This is a genomic window from Neobacillus terrisolis (assembly GCF_051233475.1).
Lineage (GTDB): Bacteria > Bacillota > Bacilli > Bacillales > Cytobacillaceae > Bacillus_BU.
Genome location: NZ_JBKFGH010000011.1, coordinates 65294 through 88287 on the forward strand (window position 1 = coordinate 65294; position 22994 = coordinate 88287).

Consider the following 22994-nt stretch of genomic DNA (forward strand, 5'->3'; position numbering starts at 1 on the left):
GTTATTTACAGCATTAAAATCATAGTTTCTTAAACCATTAAAAAAGCTGTCTCCAATCGCTGTTTACGATTGGAGGCAGCTTTTGTTAATTTGCAGCAGGTGCTTCAGTTTCAGCTGGCTTTTCGCCAATTTGAACGGAATTTGAAGGATCAGATTCCTTTCCGGCAATGTCTACAGCTGTTACATAGTAAGAACCGTTTCCTCCTGAATAGGAAAGGGATTCACCAGATTTAATGCTGGCAACCTTTTGTACTCCAGTTCCACTTTTTTTGTATACCCGATAGCCAATTACATCTTCATCAGGATGCGGTGCCCAAGTCATTGTAGTACCAGACAAGGCAAGCCCTAACGGAGCAGGAGTTCTTCCGTTTTCCTCCATTTTTGCATCTGGAACAAGTACATTTGCCCAACGGTCCTTTTTCGGAATTAATTGACTTGCCCCTTTTGTGGTTCCCATTATTTTTTGAACATAGTCAGGATTAATTATCACCCCGGAATGAGCAAATTCACTAGGAGTAGAATCGAGCGCTAAATACTTTTTGTCGCCAATTTGAACATACTTCCCATCAATCAAACTGTCATCTACTTTTGATGGGGCAAATTTTGCGTTAAACAGATCCGTTTCAACTAATCCCGCTCGCGAACATGCGTTAGAAGGGAGTAATCCAGAAACTGCACAATAAGAACGTCTTACAATCCCTCCAGGCATGGCAAACGAGTCAGCCGGGTCAACTAGATCAGGATTTATATCATAGGCGGCGTTCATTAAATCAGCCCATAAATAGATATTACGCAAACTGTAATTTAATCCACCTGATTTTAATGATTTTGGCGTATCATAACCTGTCCAAATCCCAAAAGATACATTTGGATTGGTCGCTACAAACCATGCATCCCAAAATTGGTTCCCAGTACCGGTCTTACCTGCCCAATCGGATTGGAATTTCAACCGTCCATTTAATGAGGTTGCTGTTCCTTTCTTAATGACATCACGCATCATATCTAACGTTAAATAGGATGTTTGTGGACTGAAAACTTCAGTTGGCTTTACTTCATGCTGGTAAATAACTTTTCCATCACGATCGGTAATTTTTTCAATCATATAGGCATCAATGAATTTTCCGCCATTGGCAAACGTTCCAAATGCGTTAGTATTTTCTTCAACCGTGACACCGTTTTTTAAAGAACCGATGGCAGTGGATAAATTCGAATAATCTTCTTCAACTAGGGAAGTAAATCCCATCTTTTCTAAATACTTGGCTGGCCTTTGTGCCACAATATCCTTGTAAAGTTTTACAGCCGGAACGTTGTAAGATTTCGTTAGAGCATACCGGGCTGATACTAATCCGCTGTATCTCAAATCATAGTTTTGTGGCCATGGGTTGCTGCTTGCAGGGTTAAGCTTTAAAGGAACATCTGGGAGGATGGTTCCAGGTGCAGCGGCGCCCAACTCAAATGCAGGTGCATAAACGAGCAGCGGCTTCATCGTTGAACCGTTTTGTCTGACCGCATTTGTGGCGTGGTTTAATTCCTCGCGCTCATGATTACGTCCACCGACAAAGCTGATGATTTTTCCTGTTTTATTTTCAATTAAGATAGCCCCTACTTCTACCGGCTCCATCACAGTCACTTTTTCGCCTGTTTCTGGATCGATTTTTTCCTGTGGCTTGTCCGGCCCAAAATGTGGGTAATTATCTTTTACCTGCTGCATCGCATCATAGATGTCCTTGTTAATGGTTGAATAAACTTTATAACCATTTTGTCTAATATTAAGGTCGGCAACAGAGCGGTATTCCTGCATCAACTCGTTATCTTTTTTCAAATCCTGCTCTTCATAGCCGTCCTGTTTTGCAAGGATTCCAGCTAAAATTTCAATTGAGCGTTTTTCTAATTCAGTAGTGAGCCAAGGGTAATTTTCCTGTGGGCTCGCCTTTGGCGGGATAAAGTCCTTTGTAATATCGTAAGTAAGAGCCTCGTTATATTCCTGTTCAGAAATATAACCCCCGTCAAACATTCTTTTTAATACGGTTTTCATTCGTTCTAATCCAGGTGTTAAATCATTTTTGATCGTCTTATTCTGTGTATATGGGGTATAACCGAACGGACTTTGTGGAAGACCAGCAATAAATGCTGCTTGTGGAAGCGTTAATTGGCTTGCTTCAACACCAAAGATCCCTTTTGCTGCTGACTGTACACCTGCAATGTTACGGCCTGATGAATTTCGGCCAAAGGTTGATACATTCAAATAGGCTTCTAATATTTCTTTTTTATCAAAGAATTTTTCTAAACGAAGTGCAAGGAGGATTTCCTTTGCTTTTCGTTCGAAGGAAACTTCGTTTGTTAACAGCTGGTTTTTGATAAGCTGTTGGGTCAATGTACTGCCGCCTGTTTGAATAGAGGCGTTTGATACTTCTTGAAATAAAGCGCGAAAAATAGCCTTTGGGACAACGCCACTATGCTTATAAAAATATTCATCCTCTGTTGCCACAACGGCATCCTGTAAATATTTTGAAACTTGATCAAGCTTTACTTCTTCCCGATCAATATCTGAGCGGAGCTTTCCTAAATAAACGTCATTAGCAAAATATAATTCTGATGTTTCTTCATAATTATAAATTTGTTTTTTCATGCTGGCATATGTGCGGATCGGTTCGTCTTTTACTAGTGAAGCAAAATAACCACCGCCTACACCTAAAGCAAATGTTCCTCCGATGAGGAGAATAATAAAAAATAATAATAATAAATTCCAAACTACTTGATAGGTTATCCGAACACCTTTAACTGTTTTTTTATTTTTAAAAAGGTGGACGCTTGACCTGAGTTTTTCTTTCCAATTTTGATTTTCATTCATGAGCTTATCTAACCCCCTAAAATCACATACATTATAGCATAACGACGGAAAGAAAATGACAAGCATCGTCAAATTTCCTGTATTTCGCATATTGTATTTGACAATCTTTATCTATTTATGGTAAAAATTCAATAATGAATTGAATATTATGCGTTGATGGGAATCCAGTAGTTCTTCTATCCCTGTTACCAGAAAGCCGGCGGCTGCTGCGAGCCGGTACAAATAGAAGCATGAATTACCTCCCGGAGCTTTCACTGTGAAAACTAATGATAGCAGTGAACGGATAAACCGTTATTTTTTTGAGTGGAAAACCGTTTTGGTTTTTAATTTGGGTGGTACCGCGCATATTCTGCGTCCCTGCATATTGCAGGGGCGTTTTTATTTTTTTGAGAAGGAGGAAGATTTATGAATGAATTATTAAAAGACCTCGCGTGGAGAGGGATTATTTATCAGCAAACGGATGAAGAGGGAATTGAGAAGACACTTAACGATGAGCGTATTTCCTTGTACTGCGGCGTTGACCCGACGGCTGACAGTATGCATATCGGGCATCTCTTGCCGTTTTTAACGCTGCGCCGGTTTCAAAAGGCCGGTCATCGTCCTATCGTGCTAGTTGGAGGGGCAACAGGGTTAATTGGTGACCCAAGCGGCAAGAAGGAAGAACGAAAATTGCAAACCCTAGAAATCGTTCAATACAATGTGAGCTGTTTGCAAAAGCAGCTGCAACGGATTTTTGATTTCGAGGGTGAAAATGGTGCAATCATGGTAAATAACTATGATTGGGCCGGTTCAATGGATATCGTGACATTTTTGCGCGATTTTGGGAAGCATGTCGGGATTAACTACATGCTCGCGAAAGACACAATTTCTTCTCGCTTAGAAACGGGAATTTCCTTTACGGAATTTACTTATACGATTTTACAAGCGATGGACTTCTTCCATTTGTATGAAAACCATGGGTGCCGCATGCAAATTGGCGGAAGTGATCAATGGGGCAACATTACGACCGGATTGGAATTAATTCGTAAAATGAGTCCGGAAGGTTCTAAGCAAGCTTACGGATTGACGATTCCGCTTGTGACAAAAGCCGACGGTACGAAGTTTGGTAAAACAGAAAGCGGTGCGATTTGGCTTGACCCTGAAAAAACATCACCGTATGAGTTTTACCAGTTCTGGATTAACACGGCAGATGCGGATGTTGTGAAATATTTGAAGTTCTTTACGTTCTTGTCCCGTGAGGTAATTGAGGCATTGGAGGTTTCGGTTGCTGAGGAGCCGCATTTACGAAAGGCGCAAAAGGCTTTGGCAGAGGAAATGACCCGGATGATTCATGGGCAGGAGTCCTTGGATCAAGCTGTGAAGATTTCTGCTGCTCTTTTCAGTGGCGATGTTAAAAATTTAACAGCTGCCGAAATCAAACAGGGCTTTAAGGATGTACCTTCTTATCATGTTGTTGGTGCTGAGGAACTTGGACTTGTTGATTTGCTTGTTAATGCCAAGATTTCACCGTCTAAGCGCCAGGCACGTGAGGATATTGCCAATGGTGCAGTGTCTGTGAATGGGGAAAAGGTAACGGATACCGCCTATGTTTTAGGTGAGGCAGATCGAATTGAGGGGCAGTTTACGATTATTCGCCGTGGCAAGAAGAAATACACGTTGATAAAATACTAAAGATTGATTTTGAGTAGGGGGCCTTCCAGTTGTTGGGGGGCTCTTTTTTGTCTGCTAGCAGGACATGCTTGATTTTTTGGTTTTTTCAAAAAATTCACACATTGTTCATATGATTGTCCATCATTTTTTAATTAAGATGAATGTAGAATCCCAGAAAGGAAGTGGAATATGTTTTATAAAAATCGAGAAGAATCGAAGGAACTAAGGAGTCTTCATTTGTTAAACGCAAGAATGGATTTGCAACAGAATGAAAAGCAACACTACTTAAATTTGAAGAAAGGCTATGAAGGTGAAGTTCAATTTGATCAATATACAGAAGGAGCAGGTCTCGATAAGAAGTTTTATATTTTAAATGATTTACTACTGAAATATGACAATACTATATTTCAAATTGATTCCACCATTATTACCCAGCATTGGATTCTTCCTTGTGAAATTAAAAATTTTGACGGAAACTATTATTACCACGGCGATAAAAATTTTTACAGTTGCAGTTCCAAAAATATTATTAAAAACCCTCTTGATCAATTAAACCGAATTAAAATCATGCTTCAAAAATTGCTTCAAAAAAATGGTTTCAACATCCCCGTCGAAGGTCACCTTATCTTTATCAATCCCGAATTTTATTTGTACCAAGCCCCGATGAATGAACCAACCGTCTTCCACCCACAACTCAAAAAATTCCTTACTGAATTAGATTCCAAACCTGCCAACTTAAATAGCAACCACTGGAATTTGGCGGATTTTTTGCTGGAGGAGCATATTGCTGATTCGCCTTATATGCAGCTGCCATCATATAAATATCAATCGCTTCGGAAGAGGATAATTTGTAATAATTGTTGTTCAACTTCGTTGGAAGTCGATGGCAGAAAAATTGTGTGTTTACAGTGTGGGGAGCAGGAGAAAATTGAGTTTGCTGTCGTAAGATGCGTAGAAGAACTGAAGTTGCTTTTTCCAGAGGTGAAGATTACAGCCAATATTGTACTAGATTGGTGTATGCTTTCGATTTCTATGAAATGGCTAAGAAAGATTTTAAAAAAACATTATGTTGCTGTTGGAGTTGGCAAAGGGACATATTATGTGTGAATAGTCTAAGCCGTAATTTTTAGAATTAAATTAGCTCCCTGTTTTTGTGCGCAGGAAAGAAAAGAGGGCACTAACGGTGAGATTAGTGCCCTGAATTAAAAATTGGAAAGGAAAAGAGGGCACTAATGGTGAGATTAGTGCCCTGAATTAAAAATTGGAAAGGAAAAGAGGGCACTAACGATAGGAATAGTACCCTAAATAAAGAATTTCGAAAGGAAGGGAGGATACTAAATCGAGCAAAGGAGCCCTATTTTCTGTTTGCTTTTAATAATCAACAAATAAAAACCCCCTGGTCAAGCGACCAAGGGGTTTTCCACAAGTTATTAACGTGAGTAGAACTCAACGATAAGAGCTTCGTTAATTTCAGCTGGTAATTCAGAACGCTCTGGTAAGCGAGTGAAAGTACCTTCTAATTTGTCAGCATCGAAAGTTAAGAAATCAGGTACGAAGTTGTTTACTTCAACTGATTCTTTCACAACATCAAGGTTGCGAGATTTTTCGCGAAGGCTGATAGTTTGACCAGGAGCTACGCGGTATGAAGGGATATCAACGCGAGATCCATCAACCATTACGTGTCCGTGGTTAACTAACTGACGAGCAGCACGACGAGTGCGAGCTAAACCTAAACGGTAAACTACGTTATCTAAACGTGATTCAAGAAGAACCATGAAGTTTTCACCGTGTTTACCAGCCATTTTGCCGGCTTTGTCAAATAGGTTACGGAATTGACGCTCATTTACACCGTACATGTGACGAAGTTTTTGTTTTTCTTGTAATTGCAATCCGTATTCGGAAAGCTTTTTGCGTTGGTTAGGACCGTGAGGACCTGGAGCGTAAGGACGCTTTTCTAATTCTTTTCCTGTTCCACTTAGTGAAACGCCAAGACGACGGGATAATTTCCAGCTTGGGCCAGTATAACGAGCCATGAATGACTCCTCCTTGTGTTTTTATTTTGGTAAAATAAAAACAGTAATGAAACAACAATGATGCTCATTTTGTTTTCATGTACCTTCGCCCTCGCAGCAGAGGGTTACGCAATACCCCACCAAAAAACGGCTCACAATCAATTGAGCGATGGAACAAAATGATGACAAAAAAGTGTTCATATAGGCTGCGATATTTTACACAAAGAATATTATATGATTATTCCTATGTAAATGTCAATGGAAGAATACGATGTTAAGAATAATTAATAAATGAGTCAATTTTCCTGCGACTTTTGTATGATATAATAGAATAATAAATATTGAGCGAAAATTTTAACACATTAGGCTTTCTTTGATTTTTTTATTACATAAATATATTTTCCCTTTACACCAAAATGGATCATAGGTGATGTAGGATGGAAAAAGAAAAAGATCTGGTTTTAATACATATTAAGAGCCGTTTTTTAGATATTTTAGATGAAGAAAATAGTTTGTTACATTTTGAACAGATCATTGGAAATATGACGAGGATCATTGCGGATACGATTAGAGTAAATGAGGTTTGCTTTTTCTATTGTTCCGATTGGAAGGAACGCTTGATGGTTGATGGGGTAAATATTGACGATACAGACTTGGTCCGGCCAGCTGTTTCCTGTTCGGAATTTGCTGAAGGTGTTGAACAAGGCTCAGCCTCAACACTTTTAGTCTGTAATGATGGTGAGACTTTTGGCTTCTTAGCCATTTACGGAACTGATTTTGATGCTAGAAATTCTTTTTTATTGGAGGAAATTGGACGCGAGGCCGGATGCTTTCTGAAGAAAGCTCAAAATCTTTCAAAAATCGCCGTTAGGGAGAAAAAATATCGTCTCCTTTTTAGGGTAACAGAGAAGTTTCATTCAACCATGGACATGGATGGGGTGCTAGAGGAAATCATTGCCGTTTTGCAGGAGGTATACCCCGCTTTCCATTATTCATTATACCTATCTCAAGATAATCATAGTAATAGCCACCTCCCCATCAAAGGACTACATTATGATAGTGAAAATATGGCGGCAATGGAAGCATACGTCACGGGGATTGTTCAAACAGAGGATTCTATAAATGAAAATCGATCGAATCTTTATGCGCCTTTAAAGGGTAAGCAAGGCGTTTATGGTGTTCTCCAAATTACTGCCTCGAACACGCTTATTTTTCCCAAAAAAGAGGTTGAATTTATTTCTCTTTTAGCTAACACTGCAGGAAATGCTTTAGAGAATGCTCAGTTGTACCAGCAGTCTAAACGGCTAATTTCCGATTTGAAATTAATAAATCAAGTTTCACACCACCTGAATTCTAAGCAGCGATTTAGCGATACAGTAACCTATATGTGCGATCAAATTATTAAGTCCTTTGATGCAGAAGAGGTTGGTTTTATTCTTTATAAAGAAAGTCGAAAAAAGGCAAAAATATTAGAAGGAAGCACTCGTTTTTTCTTTACAAACAAAGCAGAAATATACATTCAGTATTTTCAAGAGCAGCTTTTACGGGAAAAGGGTGCCGTTTTTATTGGGGATTTTAATTTGCTCAATGATCGCCAGTTTCGCTCCATCATGGCGGTACCAATGATTCAGACAGGTGTAATCGAAGGTTTTATACTGGTTATGCATAAACAGCCATATCATTTCTCATTCGAGTCGTATAAACTCCTGCGTTCCCTTATCTATCATTCTACGCTTGCTTTTGTTAATTCGACGTTAAGAGAAGAATTAGAGCGGATGGTAATTACCGACTATTTAACTAAGTTATTTACTCGTAATTATTTGGATCAACAAATTCAACTATCCATGAGGGATGACAGCCAAGGAACCTTTATATTAATAGATATTGATAATTTTAAAGGGATTAATGACACGTATGGGCATCAAGTTGGAGATGATATTCTGATTCAGGTTGCAAATGTTATGAGAGGAAATATTCGAGATTCCGATGTAGCTGCACGTTGGGGCGGGGAGGAGTTAGCCATTTACTTGCCGAAGGTATCAATTGAACGGGGAAGTATGATCGCCACACGAATCGTCGAGCGGGTTATGGAAGGGACGAGTCCATCTGTTACTGTGTCTTGCGGGGTTTCGCACTGGACAAAAAGGAAGAAAGATTCTGTCCAACAGTTATTTAACCGAGCGGATCAAGCATTGTATTTAGCAAAGACCTCTGGGAAAAATAAAGTGGTCACCCAAAAAGAACTGAAACGATAAAAAGCAGGAAGGTTACGCCTTTCCTGCTTTTTTACTTTATTTCGACTCGTTTCTAGTTGATTATTGATCCATTTTCATTCTGTTTAGCAAGCAATGCGGAAAATCACGGGATTTTGTCGATATTTTTTAAAAGGATATTATCTAATGATAAAGAATGTTCTTAATTATAAAGAATGATGTGTAATCAACATACTAATAGGAGGAAAACAGGGGCTTATGAGAAAAAATTCAAAGGAAGCTATCGTAACTGCAGCCGTTTCATTATTTAATGCAAATGGATTTGATGGTACTTCGATCCGCGACATAGCCAAGGAAGCTAAGATTAATGCTGCTAATATTTCCTATTATTTTCGAAATAAGCAAGGCCTATTAGAGTATTGTCTTACCGTCTTCTTCGAAAACTATATGGCGGAATTAGAAAAGGGTTTTCAAAGTTTAGAGCATGGTGCTTCACAATGTTTAAAGGAAATTGCCAAGAAACTTTGGAACTATCAGTGCAACCATATTCAACTGACAAGATTTGTGTTAAGGGAAATGTCCATTGATTCCCAGATTGTAAGAGAAATCTTGACAACGTATTATACGAAAGAGCGATATATATTTCATAAGGTTATTGAAAAGGGTATGGATACAAAGGAGTTTAAAGCTACCTCAATCCAGTATTTAATCATTCAATTTAAGGGACTCTTGTCCAGCCCATTCTTAAATACACAGTATTTAACGGAAGTATTGCATGTATTTCCCCATGAGCGTTATTTTGCGGATAAGTATTTACAAGAGATTAACCAGTGGGTTGATAGAATCGTCTGTATTGATCCTGCCATGCAGAGCAGCTGTATGTTAAAAACATCCTAACTAGCTATCAAGTTAGGATGTTTTTATTATTTCCATTTGATCAATTCCTTGAGCCAATTCTTTAACTTGATGGGCATCTGAACCATATACTAACGGGATATCAAGTGCAATCGCTTTTTTAATGATCCAAAGAGGCGGATATGGCTCACGGCAAAGTGGTTTGGCGCATCCAGCCCCATTGTAATCTAATTGATAGCCTTTTTCTTTAATCGCTAATAACAGATTGTCCACTTCCAATTCAAAGCGGGATTCTGTCGGAAACCTTTTTTTAAACTTTTGGGCAAGTGTAATATGCCCAATCCGTTTTGGTTTAAATGGACCAAGGTCTGCATTAACCGATTTTAATAAAGTGTCGTAATACTTCTTGTAAAGAGCATCAATCGAACCATAGATGGTTACCATTTGTCCGAAAACCTCGGGACTGTAATCCATACAATCGTATCCATTATCATGTTTTAAAAAATGGACTGATAAAATGGCGTCATCTAATTGTGGACCAAATGAAGTGAGAAAGTCTTTGATTTCAACCTCGTAACCTTCAATATAGTCCACTTCAAGTCCACAATTAATTTTTATATGACGATGATATTCGTTTTGGATGATGGAAATGTCGTGAAAATAGCTTTGCAGTTCGTCCATCTGCATGCCGCTGTCTTGGGTTGGAGTTGTGTCGATGAAACCGCTTGGCAGTGGTGCGTGCTCAGTGAAGGAGATCTCCTTAAACCCTAAAGTGATCGCCTTTTCTACATACTCCTTAAAGGAATCCTTTGTTCCGTGTGGGCAGTAGGGCGAGTGAATATGTCCATCTTTTAGCAAACTCGACACTCCCTTTCATAGAAAATTTCCATTGGTCATAAAATAGCCATAGTTGCCTTTCATTCGCATGGAAATGGCAGAATTTCTCCAAAAAAAAATGATTTTATTAGTCAAAAAATGTCGTTTACATGTTATCATAAAAACAATGAAAAAGACATTTTTATGAATGTTATTCTTAATCCTAATTTTGATTTCCCTTTTACGTTAAAAGTAAGGGTGTAAATATATCGATAAAAAATTTGAAACGGATGAAAACTTCGTATTCTGTGAGAGCAGGTGTGTGCAAGATGGGATTTGTGATCGGTGCAATTGTAGTTGTACTTTGTATATTATTGGTAGGATATTTTACTAGGAAAAAATATTATAAAGAAATAGATCGACTGGAAAGTTGGAAAATAGATATTACAAATAGACCCGTTCAGGATGAAATGTCGAAGGTTAAACAATTAAATATGACTGGACAAACAGAGGAACTTTTCGAAAGATGGCGTAAGGAATGGGATGAGATTGCAGCGGGAGGACTTCCAGAAATTGATGAGCTATTGTTTGATGCAGAGGAAGCCATTGATAAACTCCGCTTTAAAAAAGCCGGAGAGATTCAAGCTGAAATCAGAGCGAGTTTAACAGAAAGTGAAGAAAAAATTAAACAAATCCTTACTGAATTAAACGAATTAGTTGGAAGTGAGCAAAAAAACAGAGAAGAAATGGAAGAGCTAAAAGATGTATATCGAGAATCAAAAAGGTCATTATTAGCTCATCGTCATACATATGGTCATGCAGTTGATGCGTTTGAAAAACAATTGGATGAGATGATGGAAAACTTTCAAATCTTTGAAGAAAAAACAGAGCACGGTGATTACTTAGAAGCACGCGAGGTTGTCCTAACCATTAAAGAGCGGCTGATGAAAATTTCAGAAAAAATGGAAGCTATCCCTAAACTTTTAATGGACTGCCAAACAGGATTGCCAATGCAAATAAATGAATTAAAAGACGGTTTCCATGAAATGATCGGGCAAGGCTATCGACTTGAACATTTGCGGTTTGAACAAGAAATAGTCCGATTAGAGCAAGAAATTCAATCATTCTTAGCACAGCTTGGCCAAACTGAGGTTGAAGAAGTTGAAACGGGAATTGCCGTAGTAAAAGAAACGATTGAACAGTTGTATGTCCTGTTAGAAAAGGAAGTTCTTGCAAAACACTACATACAGCAGAATAAGGATGAGATAAAAGCTGCATTAAACGAAATCGAAGATAATTGCAGAATTCTAAAAGAAGAGACAGAGTATGTACAGCAGATTTATCATCTTGCAAAAACAGAGCTAGATGCTCAGAAACAGTCTGAAAAACAAGTAGTGCAGCTCTTAAAGCGCTATGAACACCTTGAAATAAGAATATCTGAGCAGGGCGATGCTCACTCACACCTTTCAGAAGAGCTTAGTGAAATAAAACAAATGATTGAAACGATTGCTACAGAGCAAAAAGAGTATCGAGAAGCTTTGCATATGCTTAGAAAAGATGAAATTATTGCACGAGACAAAGTAAAAGAGCTCAAAAAGAAAATGGCTGAAGCAATTCGTACCGTTTCAAAAAGTAAAATACCTGGTCTTCCACGAGAATATGAATTTTTGTTAGAGGACGCCGAGGAAAGTATAAATAGGGTGATCGAGAAGCTTGCTGAAAAACCTCTAAATATTCCAACTGTGCAGCATTTTCTTGATTTAGCTGTTCAATCAGTGGAAGAGTTGGTGAAAAATACGGACGAAATGTTAGAAAATGTCTTGTTAGCAGAAAAAGTAATTCAATATGGAAACCGTTTTAAAAGTAGATACCCTTCGGTTGCTGAAGGGTTAAATGAAGCAGAGCTGGCTTTTAGAGATTATGATTATAAATTAGCCCTTGAACAAGCTGCTACAACGATTGAAAAGGTTGAGCCAGGTGCAATGAAGAAGATCGAAGCGCTCATGTCGGAAAAAGTATTATAATATTTCTAAAAAGCTGGTTCACCAATTTGTTGGGGAACCAGCTTTTTAGGATGGGATCGTTTAGAATCAGTTACCATATTTTCTATCGATTGTTATTTTATAGTTTTTTTGGAATAATAGTTGAAAAGTGCACAAAGGGTTTTTTATCATTTTTGTTGCGAATTTAATGGATTATGGTAAGATTCAAAGATGCAAACGGTCCTTATTTGAAAGGGGAAAACCATGATTTATTTTGATAATAGTGCAACAACTAAACCATATACCGAAGTAATTAATTCTTTCGTAAAGGTATCTTCAGATTACTTTGGAAACCCTTCCTCCTTGCACCAATTGGGCGGTATGGCTGAGCAGCTGTTATCTCAAGCAAGAAACCAAATCGCAAAGCTCTTGAAGGTAAAAGCTTCGGAAATCCTGTTTACCTCTGGAGGAACAGAAAGTAACAATCTTGCTATTAAAGGTACAGCATTGATGTACAAGGGGAGAGGCAAGCACATTATAACAACAGAAATTGAACATGCATCCGTTCGGGAAACAATGGAACAGTTAAAGAAATTGGGATTTAGCGTAACCTATATCCAGCCTGATCAGGATGGGAGAATATCCGTTAAAGATATTGAAAATTCAATACGGCAAGATACGATTCTTGTATCGGTCATTCACGTTCAAAATGAGGTAGGTACCATTCAACCGATTGAAGAAATTGGCGCGATGCTAAAGAATTATCCGAAGGTTTTATTTCATGTAGACCATGTTCAAGGTGCTGGAAAAATCCCTTTGGATATTCATGGGGCAGGGGTTGATCTATGTTCGATTTCCGGGCATAAATTTCATGGCTTAAAGGGTACAGGAGCACTTTATTTACGAGAGGGATTGCAAATTTCTCCTCTTATCACTGGAGGAAATCAAGAGTCCAAACATCGCAGTGGAACAGAGAATGTTGCAGGAATGGTTGCCATGGCAAAAGCATTGCGTATGACAATGGATCACTATAGTGCAGATTTATCAAAAATGAAACACGTGATGCAGTATTTACGAGATGAATTACAGAAAGTGAAAGAGATTACCGTAAATTCCCCAAAAGAGGGTACAGCGCCTCATATTGTTAATTTTTCGGTTACAGGTTTTAAAGGAGAGGTTTTTGTCCATTCTCTTGCGGAAAAGGGAGTATATGTATCAACAACTAGTGCTTGTTCATCTAAACAAGCAGAAGTTAGCAAAACGTTACTTGCAATGGGAATTCCGGAGGAAATTGCCAAAAGTGCATTAAGGATAAGCCTGTCATACAATAACACAATTGAAGAAGCGGTATATGTAATCAGTGCTATTAAAGAGACAATAAACCATTTAGGTGAGGTAATGAACTAAGATGAATTATGATCGGATTATTATTCGTTACGGCGAAATATCGACAAAAGGTAGAAATCGAAAATTATTTATTGATAAATTAAGAAGAAGCATCAAACCGTTGTTAAGAAACACACCAAGAGCCAAAATCGATGCAAGTCGAGACCGAATGTACATTTTATTAAACGGGGAAAATGGTTCTGGAATCATCGAAGGATTAAAGGGGATATTTGGGATACAATCCTTTAGCCCGGCAGTTAAAGTAGACAAGGACATCGAAAAAATGAAGGAAGCTGCGTTAACGCTTTTTCAAGAAGTATATGAAGAAGGGAAAACCTTTAAAATTACTGGTAAACGTTCCGATAAAACTTTTGAGCTGACCAGTGAAGATATAAATCAGGAATTTGGTGCTCATTTACTTCAAAACATAGACAATTTAAAGGTAAATGTAAAAAATCCTGATATCAATTTATTGATTGAAATTCGTTCTGATGCTGCGTATCTATCGTGCGAGACCATCAAGGGCGCGGGCGGATTGCCGGTTGGCTCAAGCGGTAAAGCAATGTTAATGCTGTCCGGTGGTATTGATAGTCCGGTTGCAGGATTTTTAGCAATGAAAAGGGGATTAGAGATAGAAGCTGTTCATTTTTATAGTCCCCCATTCACAAGTGAACGTTCCAAACAAAAAGTAATCGATTTAACAGAAAAATTGGCCAATGTAAGCGGCTATGTTGATCTTCATATTGTTCCATTTACTGAGATCCAGCAAATCATTCAAAAGCAAATACCAGAAAATTATTCGATGACAACGACAAGACGGATGATGCTGAGAATAACTGATGAAATTCGGAAAAGACGGGAAGGACTGGCAATTATCACGGGTGAAAGCCTTGGTCAGGTTGCGAGTCAGACGTTGGAAAGCATGTATGCCATCAATGATGTCACGAATACACCGATAATAAGACCATTGATTACTGTAGATAAGCACGACACAATCGAGATTGCTAAGGAAATCGATACATACGATATTTCGATCCGTCCTTATGACGATTGTTGTACCGTTTTTGTTCCTTCCTCACCAAAAACGAAGCCAAAACGTGATAAAGTTCTACATTATGAAAGCTTTTTTGATTTTGAACCTTTTATTGAAAAAGCTGTAAATGAAACTGAAATAGTTCGTATAAGAATAGGGAACGAAAACCATAATATGTCAGTAGACGATTTGTTCTAGGTAGAAAACATCATTTGTTAAGAAATTGTGAACATTTACCAACAGAAGTTTTGTATGAAGCTATGTGATTCTACACACTCTATACTCACAAGGAGGTGAAATCACATGCCAAACAACAACTCAAACAACTTATTAGTTCCAGGTGTAGAGCAAGCTCTTAACCAAATGAAGTATGAAATCGCTACTGAATTTGGTGTAAACCTTGGGGCAGATACTACATCACGCGCTAACGGTTCCGTTGGTGGTGAAATCACAAAGCGTTTAGTATCAATGGCTCAACAACAGTTGAGTGGTTTTACTCGATAACAAAAAAATATAAATGGCTACAGGAAGCGGGTCTTCGGGCTCGCTTCTTATTATTTGTTGGAAACGTTTACAAAAAGTGACATCTTTTCATCGCTTTTTGTCAAAATAAATAGAAAAATAATTTTAAATTTTTAAAAAATTTGTATTAAAATGAAGAGGTAAGTTATTTTTATTATGACCATTATTTCAAAGGGGGAAATAGTATGGGTAGAGGAGAATTACTTGCACCACAGCAATACAACTTAGTAAGTGAGGTAGAACAATATGCGAGAGATGAACAAAAGCTCGCATTAAAATGGGAAAATGAAGCTGGGGAAACAAAAGAAGTTACATATAAGCAATTAATCAATAATACAAATAAAGTTGGAAATCTCCTTAAACAAAATGGCTTACAAAAAGGAGATGTAATCTTAGTTATGGTACCTCGTTTAATTGAGGCCTATCAGGTTTATCTTGGCGCTTTAAAAACAGGTATCGTCGTGATTCCAAGTTCAGAAATGTTACGAAAAAAAGATTTGCAATATCGGATCACTCATGGTGATGTGAAAGCTGTTGTATGTTATTATCCGTATTTAGATCAATTTGTAGGGCTTGAAGAAGCGGAAAATCTCCAAAAATTTGTGATCGGCGCAGAGGCTGATGGTTGGATCCAGCTTGATGGGGAATTGGCGCATGTTTCTGATCAATTAGATTTTGCAGATACGCTAGCAAGTGATATGGCCTTTTTATCGTATACTTCAGGAACAACTGGCAATCCAAAAGGAGTTGTTCATACTCACGGATGGGCATATGCTCATTTACGTACGGCAGCGAAAAATTGGCTTGGCATTGAAGAGGGAGATAAGGTATGGGCAACAGCGAGTCCAGGCTGGCAAAAATGGATTTGGAGCCCGTTTTTATCTGTTTTAGGTTCAGGTGCAACTGGAATTGTATATAATGGGAAATTTGAACCGCAAAAATATCTGCAATTGTTAGAAAAGAATGATGTGAATGTACTGTGCTGCACTCCAACTGAATACCGGATTATGGCTAAGGTCGATAATCTTGACCAATACAATTTGCCGCACCTTCACAGTGCTGTTTCTGCAGGGGAGCCATTAAACCGTGAAGTAATCGATACATTTAAGCGCCATTTTAATGTTGAAGTTAGAGATGGTTATGGTCAAACTGAAAATACTTTATTAATCGGTGTTACAAAGGGTATGGAGTTAAAGGCTGGTTCAATGGGCAAACCGACACCGGGAAATCGTGTTGAAATAATCGATGAAAATGGACAACCTTGTGCAGTAGGAGAGGTGGGCGATATCGCTGTCCATGTCGAAACACCAGCTCTATTTAAGGAATACTATAAGGATCCTGAGAGAACGGCGATGCAATTCCGTGGCGAATATTATGTAACCGGTGACAAAGCGAAGAAGGACGAGGAAGGATATTTCTGGTTTGAAGGTCGCGGGGACGATATCATCATTAGTTCTGGATATACGATTGGGCCATTTGAGGTAGAGGATGCACTTGTGAAACACCCTTATGTTAAAGAGTGTGCGGTAGTAGCGAGTCCAGATGAAATCCGTGGAAATATCGTAAAGGCTTTTATTGTATTAAGGGAAGAAATTAATGAAAATGACCCTAATCTTATAAAAACACTGCAAGAGCATGTAAAGGAGCTTACTGCACCTTATAAATATCCTCGTGCAATTGAATTCTTATCAGAACTTCCAAAAACAACTTCTGGTAAAATTCGTCGTATTGAATTACGTCAGAAAGAATTAGAAGCTTTCAGCGCACGATAAAGAAAAACAATAAAGGCTGACTTCGGTCAGCCTTTATTGTTTGCTGTGTTAAAGAACAATGTTAATTTTAAGCACGCTGTTGATTGGAGCGGAAGGTGCGAGACTCCTGCGGGAGAAGGTGTCACGGGAGACCCCACAGGCGCTATGGCGCCGAGGAGGCTCCTGGACTCCCCCGCGGAAAGGGAGCACCTCTCGCTGCAATCAACAGCAATCTAACAGCCTATAAAAAAGACCTTTTAACTTTTTCCCAGAAGGAATTGTTTTTCAATTTAACCGTTTTTATTTTTTTATCACTCAATTTAATTTCTATTTTTTCAACGTGCTTAATACTTAACGCTTCATTGTCCATCCCCATTGTTGGATGGTCATTGCCATCTTGAACCACCTTTAACGTAAGCGAATGTTCGCCACTAAGAATAAATGGGGAACCTAAAGTACGGAACCGATTATTATTTAATGAAGCGAGCTCACTCACTTGTAAACACGGAAGAGAGGGGTCTACAACAGCCCCGTTAACGGATTTATTATATGCTGTACTTCCTGTGGGAGTGGCAACGATAATGCCATCACCTCTAAATGTTTCAAAATGGAGTTGATCAATAAAGATATCAACAACAAAAGTTTTAATAATCGCAGACCGGATACTAAATTCGTTTAAACAGTAAAATGTCGTTTCCTCGTCAACAATCGCTTCAATAATTGGATAACGAAGCACTTGGATTTGTTCATTTGCCATTGCATAAATCATCTCTGGAATTTCATCTAAATGAAAATCACAGTACATATTTAAACGTCCAGTTGTGGAAATACCGACATACAGACTGTCCTCCTTGAAGCCAGTTTTTCTTACTGCTTGCAAAAAGGTACCATCATTTCCAATGCTAACAATGATATTTGCCTTTTTAGGATCATTCGTGATGTGAAATCCATACGTTTCTGCTTCTTTATAAAGGGGAGTGACTTTTTGTATTGTGTCAGCATCATTATGATGAAAAAAATACAAAGAATTTCGGTTGGTCATCTGTTTTTCCTCCTTTATGAAATTAATGATGTTTTTTTTTACCTTTTATGCCAATTATTTTGTACAATGATTAATATTAATTAGTGTAACATATTTTTAAATGCTAAAAAAAATAGAGAAGGAGCATTAAAGATGAATGGAAAACGTTGGGCTGCATTGGGAATTGCGACTGGGTTATTTATAGTATCTATTTTAATCAATACATTAAGTTCGTTTGCATTTACGGAGGTGGACTCTGGATTTACTAATTTATTCGCCACTACCGATGAAACGTTTATGGAAGAGATTGTCAAGGAGGGCGATGAATTCAATAAAATTGCTGTCCTGGATGTGGATGGAGTTATTCAAGATACTGGGGATGTTGGTTCATTTTTTGAAAGTCCAACCTATAATCATCGTAGTTTTATGGAGAAGCTTGATTATGTAAAAGACGATGACACAATCAAAGGAATTATTTTAAAAATAAATTCCCCCGGCGGCGGCGTAATGGAAAGTGCTGAAATTCATGATAAGCTGTTAGAAATTAAGAAGGAAACAAAAAAGAAAATTTACGTTTCAATGGGGGCTGTCGCAGCATCAGGAGGATATTATATCGCTACTCCGGCAGATAAAATTTTTGCCAGTAAAGAAACAATGACAGGCTCATTAGGGGTCATCATGCAAGGAATCAATTATTCAGGTCTTGCCGAAAAATACGGTGTCGATTTTGTCACGATAAAAAGCGGACCGTATAAAGATATCATGAGTCCGACTCGAGAGATGACAGAAGAAGAAAGAAATATATTACAGAATATGATAAATAATTCGTATGAAGGCTTTGTAAAGGTGATTTCTGACGGTAGAGGGATTCCGTCCGACGAAGTTAAAAAAATTGCAGATGGCCGTATTTATGATGGCCGTCAGGCAAAAGAGTTAAACTTAATTGATCAATACGGATATTTAGATGATGTTATTGCCAACATGAGAAAAGATTTACATATTAGAGATGCTCAAGTTATTCGATATACTGAAAGTTTCGGTTTTGAGTCATTATTTTCAATGGGAGCGAGTAAGCTAGCAGGCAAGGATTTAGAAATTGCAGGGTTAATGAAGGTCTTAGCTCAACCGAATTCTCCCCGTTTAATGTATCTTTACGCGGAATAAAGGAGGGAGTAATCATGAGCTACGAAGATTATAATGAGCAACAAACAACACAAGTAGATGTCCCGTCTCGAGAAAGTGATTCTATAAATAGTCATTCTACAGAGTCGATGGAAGGTCAGGACCACAATCAAATGTATCATAATATAACAGCGATACCGATTCGCTTTGCCGGCTTTTGGATGCGGTTTTGGGCCTATCTTCTTGATTTGATTGTGATTGGAAGTATTAATCGAATTATCATTAACCCGATTTTTCGATTTTTTGATCTTTCCCTTCAAGACCCTGGTATATTCGCCCCGGTTTCCATTGTAACGGCAGTTACTTTCTATGGATATTTCGTTTTGATGACCAAATTTTTTGGGCAGACGCTTGGAAAAATGGTCTTTGGCTTACGGGTTGTTACTTTAGCTGGGAAGCCATTATCATGGAATACAGTCCTTTTTCGGGAGTGGATCGGCCGATTTATTTCCGTGACGCTTTTTGTTAGTTATGTAATCATTGCATTTTTACCAAAAAAACAAGGCTTGCATGATCTTTTCGTTGATACAAGCGTAATCCATAATAAGTAAATGGATAAACCTGCTAAATTTTAGCAGGTTTATTTTTTTTCTTTACGTAGATACTAAAAGGCTGAAAGGTAGTGAGGTAATTTGAAATGGCTTGTCATTGGACTCTTCATTTTTTTTCTCCTAATCATTCTAATTATTATTACAAAAATTACAATTCTTTTTAGTGTTCTGCACAGCCAACAAGATAACCAGATTAATGTAAAATTTAAAGCTTGGTTTGGATTAATTACCTATAAAATCTCCGTCCCTCTTATCAAACTGGATAATGATTCTCCTTCCGTTGTGTATAAAGAAAAAGTGCAAACAGCCACACAACAAGAACCAAACAAGGAAGATGTAAAAAAATTCTCTGCAAGAGAAATGATTAATAGCATGCATGATATGAAAGTAACGTTAAACCATGTCATATCCTTACATAAGATTGTTCGAAGTTTCCTTAAAAAGATCTCGGTTAAGAAAGTAGAGTGGCATTCTGTAATCGGAATCGGTGATGCTGCATTAACTGGAAGCTTAACGGGGGCACTTTGGGCTGCCAAAGGAGGGCTTATAGGTTTGATTAGCCATTATTTTAAACTAAAAGAAATGCCTATTATTTCGATAACACCTAGTTTTCAAAAAGCTATTTCACAAACTAATTTTCAATGTATGATTCAATTTCGCATCGGGTATGCTATGTTAGCAGGAATAAAACTAGTGAAATTCTGGAAAGGTGGGAGACCTCATTTCCAGTCCGAGCAATTAAAGTTCATTTCTAAGGATAAGTCAAAAGTGTTTAATGAAGGAGGAAGATAGCATGTCTGATCATCCAATTCAAGGATTAATGACAACCGCGATGGAGAACCTGAAAGAAATGATTGATGTTAATACGATAATAGGGGATCCAGTAGAAACACCAGATGGCAGTGTCATTTTAACGGTTTCGAAAGTAGGCTTTGGCTTTGCGGCTGGAGGAAGTGAATTTATTATTGATAATGGGGGTGGAGGCTCCGGTTCAGGAGGGGGCTCAGGATCTAAAGAGCAGAATCAAAGCGGGCCTAAGCATCCGTTTGGCGGCGGTAGTGGTGGCGGTGTTTCGATTACGCCAATCGCATTTTTGATTGTAAGTTCAAATGGTGTAAAAATGCTCCATTTAGATGAAAATACTCATTTATACGAAAAAATATTAGATTTAGCTCCTCAGGCAGTTGAAAAAATACAGCAAATGATGTCTAAAAAGGATCAAAATAATCAATCAGGACAACAGCAAAACAATCAACAGGGAAATAATGATGGACAAAAACAGGAATTTTAGAAAACTCGCCTTTTTAAGGGCGAGTTTTCCTTTGCGATCAAGTTTGTCTATCCCGAGGCTTAATAATTGAAAAAAATATTTTGAAAAGTTATGATTAACACTATGAGAGATGTAATAATTAAGGAGGCAAAAACATGGCATCAGTAACATTTAAAGGGAATCCAGTAACTCTATTAGGTCAGGAAGTCAAGGTCGGAGACAAGGCACCTAATTTTTCTGTGTTAGCAAATGATTTATCTGAAGTTACATTAGAGAATTCAAAAGGCAGCGTTCGTCTTGTAAGTGTAGTTCCTTCTTTAGATACTGGAGTTTGTGATGCACAAACTCGCCGTTTTAATGAAGAAGCGACAAAGTTAGGGAACGTTAAGGTTTTAACTGTAAGCGTTGACCTTCCATTTGCACAAAAACGTTGGTGTGGAGCGGCTGGAATTGAAAATGTCCAAACTCTTTCCGATCACCGTGATTTATCTTTCGGAGAAGCATATGGTGTAGCCATTCAAGAACTTCGTCTTTTGGCTCGTGCTGTTTTCGTAATCGATTCAAATGATGTTGTTACATATGCAGAATATGTCAGCGAAGCTACTAATCATCCAAATTACGAAGCGGCAATTGAAGCAGCAAAGCAAGCAAAATAAGCTCGATGCAATAGACCCTTTTATAAAGGGTCTATTTTTTTTGTCATGTTTTGTAGAATTGATACTTGAGATTGGTTAGGTTGACCGTTAAAATAGGAAAATAGGATAAATTAGGAGGAAACTCATGGTAAAAATCTCGCCAGTTGAAGAGCTCTTTACGATAATCAATGAAACAGCTCTTATCATACAAGAAGAGATAGCATGTACATTTTTAGAGGCGCTAGCTGAGACCGGAGAAAACTTGTTTCAGGAAGCAGTTCTTCAAGAGGAAATAAGTGAATTAAATAAAAAACGCCTTGAAAAATTATATGACCAAGTGCAATTAAATAAGTATCAAAACGAAGAGATAAGAAAAGCACTTCAGCTCGTTATTTTAAAAGGAATGAGAGAAAGTGTTCAAGCTAATCATCAAATGACGCCTGATGCAGTAGGAATGTTAATCAGCCATTTATTGAATAAATTGGTAACGGATCATTCATTTACCCTATTGGATCCAGCAGTCGGAACGGGAAATTTACTTACCACTGTAATGAATTATCTTCAACCAAAAGAGATAGGTGCAATTGGTGTGGACGTTGATGATTTATTAATTAGGCTGTCATATGTAAATGCAAATTTACAGCAACATCCGATTGAATTTTTTAACCAAGATAGTCTTGAGCCGTTATATGTTGACCCTGTTGACGTAGTCATTTGTGATCTCCCAGTTGGTTATTATCCAAATGATGTAAGAGCTTCACAATATGAGTTAGCGGCTATACAAGGACATTCTTATTCCCACCATCTTTTTATCGAACAAAGTATAAAGCATACTAAGGATGGTGGCTATCTGTTTTTCATGATTCCAAACGGTCTTTTCGAAAGTGAGCAAGCCGCAAAGCTTCATGGATTTTTGAAAGAAAAGGTAATTATACAAGGACTTCTACAATTGCCTCTCACCATGTTTAAAACGAAACAATCTGCAAAAAGCATCTTAATTTTGCAAAAAAAAGGTGAACATGTAGTACCGCCAAAGCAAGCATTACTTGTAAATTTGCCTTCTATTTCTAAGGTTAAGTCAATTGAAAATATATTATCTCAGATTGATGATTGGGTGAAAGAGAACAAAAAATAAAAATATATCCAAAATAAGCCAGGCGCCGTTTGGCGTTCTGGCTATATTATATCAGAAAAGTAAAAATTGTTGGATATTTTGAATATATTTACTTTGTGCTGAAAACGTTAACAACACCAATAACTTCTT

At 37.9% G+C, this 22994-nt stretch carries 19 protein-coding genes and 1 other annotated feature; of the genes, 15 read left to right on the plus strand and 4 right to left on the minus strand.

Translation table 11 applies throughout. From position 1 onward, the window contains the following. Window positions 1-85: 85 nt before the first annotated feature. The gene (locus tag ACI48O_RS07595; RefSeq protein WP_435561128.1) at window positions 86-2851 is read right to left on the minus strand and encodes a transglycosylase domain-containing protein; all 2766 of its coding nucleotides are present in this window, start codon (window positions 2849-2851) and stop codon (window positions 86-88) included. A 144-nt stretch (window positions 2852-2995) separates the two neighbouring features. After that, window positions 2996-3213, plus strand: a binding site (T-box leader). Between the two features lie 43 nt (window positions 3214-3256). Here ACI48O_RS07595 and tyrS point away from each other — a divergent pair. Continuing rightward, window positions 3257-4522: a tyrosine--tRNA ligase gene (tyrS, locus tag ACI48O_RS07600; RefSeq protein WP_435561129.1), complete on the plus strand. Its 1266-nt coding sequence runs from the start codon at window positions 3257-3259 to the stop codon at window positions 4520-4522. A 168-nt stretch (window positions 4523-4690) separates the two neighbouring features. Beyond that, the gene (locus ACI48O_RS07605; RefSeq protein ID WP_435561130.1) at window positions 4691-5608 is read left to right on the plus strand and encodes a nuclease-related domain-containing protein; all 918 of its coding nucleotides are present in this window, start codon (window positions 4691-4693) and stop codon (window positions 5606-5608) included. A gap of 323 nt (window positions 5609-5931) precedes the next feature. Here the strand turns inward: ACI48O_RS07605 and rpsD are convergent, their stop codons facing one another. Then, a complete protein-coding gene (gene rpsD / locus ACI48O_RS07610; protein ID WP_435561131.1) occupies window positions 5932-6534 on the minus strand; it encodes a 30S ribosomal protein S4 in 603 nt (200 codons plus the stop codon). Between the two features lie 416 nt (window positions 6535-6950). Here rpsD and ACI48O_RS07615 point away from each other — a divergent pair, with 416 nt between their 5' ends. Together ACI48O_RS07615 and refZ are read left to right on the plus strand one after the other, a co-directional pair. Next, window positions 6951-8768 (plus strand): sensor domain-containing diguanylate cyclase, encoded by a 1818-nt coding sequence (locus ACI48O_RS07615; protein WP_435561132.1) that lies wholly within the window; start codon window positions 6951-6953, stop codon window positions 8766-8768. Between the two features lie 216 nt (window positions 8769-8984). Continuing rightward, window positions 8985-9623, plus strand: coding sequence for a forespore capture DNA-binding protein RefZ (refZ, locus tag ACI48O_RS07620; RefSeq protein WP_435561133.1), 639 nt, complete (start codon window positions 8985-8987; stop codon window positions 9621-9623). Window positions 9624-9635: 12 nt separating this feature from the next. On the opposite strand, the gene hisJ is transcribed toward refZ, so the two are convergent. After that, on the minus strand, window positions 9636-10439 hold the full coding sequence (gene hisJ / locus ACI48O_RS07625) for a histidinol-phosphatase HisJ (RefSeq protein WP_435561134.1): 804 nt from the start codon (window positions 10437-10439) through the stop codon (window positions 9636-9638). Window positions 10440-10726: 287 nt separating this feature from the next. Here hisJ and ezrA point away from each other — a divergent pair, with 287 nt between their 5' ends. The 5 genes from ezrA to mbcS all read left to right on the plus strand — a co-directional run bounded on the left by ezrA (window position 10727) and on the right by mbcS (window position 17092). After that, the gene (gene ezrA / locus ACI48O_RS07630; protein WP_435561135.1) at window positions 10727-12421 is read left to right on the plus strand and encodes a septation ring formation regulator EzrA; all 1695 of its coding nucleotides are present in this window, start codon (window positions 10727-10729) and stop codon (window positions 12419-12421) included. Window positions 12422-12643: 222 nt separating this feature from the next. Further along, window positions 12644-13786: a cysteine desulfurase family protein gene (locus tag ACI48O_RS07635; RefSeq protein ID WP_435561136.1), complete on the plus strand. Its 1143-nt coding sequence runs from the start codon at window positions 12644-12646 to the stop codon at window positions 13784-13786. Window position 13787: 1 nt separating this feature from the next. Next, a complete protein-coding gene (thiI, locus tag ACI48O_RS07640; protein WP_435561137.1) occupies window positions 13788-14996 on the plus strand; it encodes a tRNA uracil 4-sulfurtransferase ThiI in 1209 nt (402 codons plus the stop codon). A gap of 105 nt (window positions 14997-15101) precedes the next feature. Then, a complete protein-coding gene (locus ACI48O_RS07645; RefSeq protein WP_435561138.1) occupies window positions 15102-15302 on the plus strand; it encodes a small, acid-soluble spore protein, alpha/beta type in 201 nt (66 codons plus the stop codon). 203 nt (window positions 15303-15505) lie between these two features. After that, entirely contained in the window at window positions 15506-17092 is a 1587-nt protein-coding gene (mbcS, locus tag ACI48O_RS07650) for an acyl-CoA synthetase MbcS (RefSeq protein ID WP_435561139.1), read from the plus strand. Between the two features lie 220 nt (window positions 17093-17312). Here mbcS and ACI48O_RS07655 read toward each other — a convergent pair whose 3' ends face one another. Continuing rightward, window positions 17313-18113: an NAD kinase gene (locus ACI48O_RS07655; RefSeq protein ID WP_435561140.1), complete on the minus strand. Its 801-nt coding sequence runs from the start codon at window positions 18111-18113 to the stop codon at window positions 17313-17315. 132 nt (window positions 18114-18245) lie between these two features. On the opposite strand from ACI48O_RS07655, the gene sppA reads away from it, so the two are divergent. From sppA to ACI48O_RS07685, 6 genes are all read left to right on the plus strand, one after another. Then, the gene (gene sppA, locus ACI48O_RS07660) at window positions 18246-19256 is read left to right on the plus strand and encodes a signal peptide peptidase SppA (RefSeq protein WP_435561141.1); all 1011 of its coding nucleotides are present in this window, start codon (window positions 18246-18248) and stop codon (window positions 19254-19256) included. 131 nt (window positions 19257-19387) lie between these two features. Beyond that, the gene (locus ACI48O_RS07665) at window positions 19388-19825 is read left to right on the plus strand and encodes an RDD family protein (protein WP_435561334.1); all 438 of its coding nucleotides are present in this window, start codon (window positions 19388-19390) and stop codon (window positions 19823-19825) included. 81 nt (window positions 19826-19906) lie between these two features. Beyond that, window positions 19907-20617, plus strand: coding sequence for a DUF2953 domain-containing protein (locus ACI48O_RS07670; RefSeq protein ID WP_435561142.1), 711 nt, complete (start codon window positions 19907-19909; stop codon window positions 20615-20617). Window position 20618: 1 nt separating this feature from the next. Next, the gene (ytfJ, locus tag ACI48O_RS07675; RefSeq protein WP_435561143.1) at window positions 20619-21116 is read left to right on the plus strand and encodes a GerW family sporulation protein; all 498 of its coding nucleotides are present in this window, start codon (window positions 20619-20621) and stop codon (window positions 21114-21116) included. Between the two features lie 134 nt (window positions 21117-21250). Next, window positions 21251-21751 (plus strand): thiol peroxidase, encoded by a 501-nt coding sequence (gene tpx / locus ACI48O_RS07680; RefSeq protein ID WP_435561144.1) that lies wholly within the window; start codon window positions 21251-21253, stop codon window positions 21749-21751. Window positions 21752-21875: 124 nt separating this feature from the next. Then, window positions 21876-22865 (plus strand): class I SAM-dependent methyltransferase, encoded by a 990-nt coding sequence (locus tag ACI48O_RS07685; protein WP_435561145.1) that lies wholly within the window; start codon window positions 21876-21878, stop codon window positions 22863-22865. The last annotated feature ends 129 nt before the right edge of the window (window positions 22866-22994 follow it).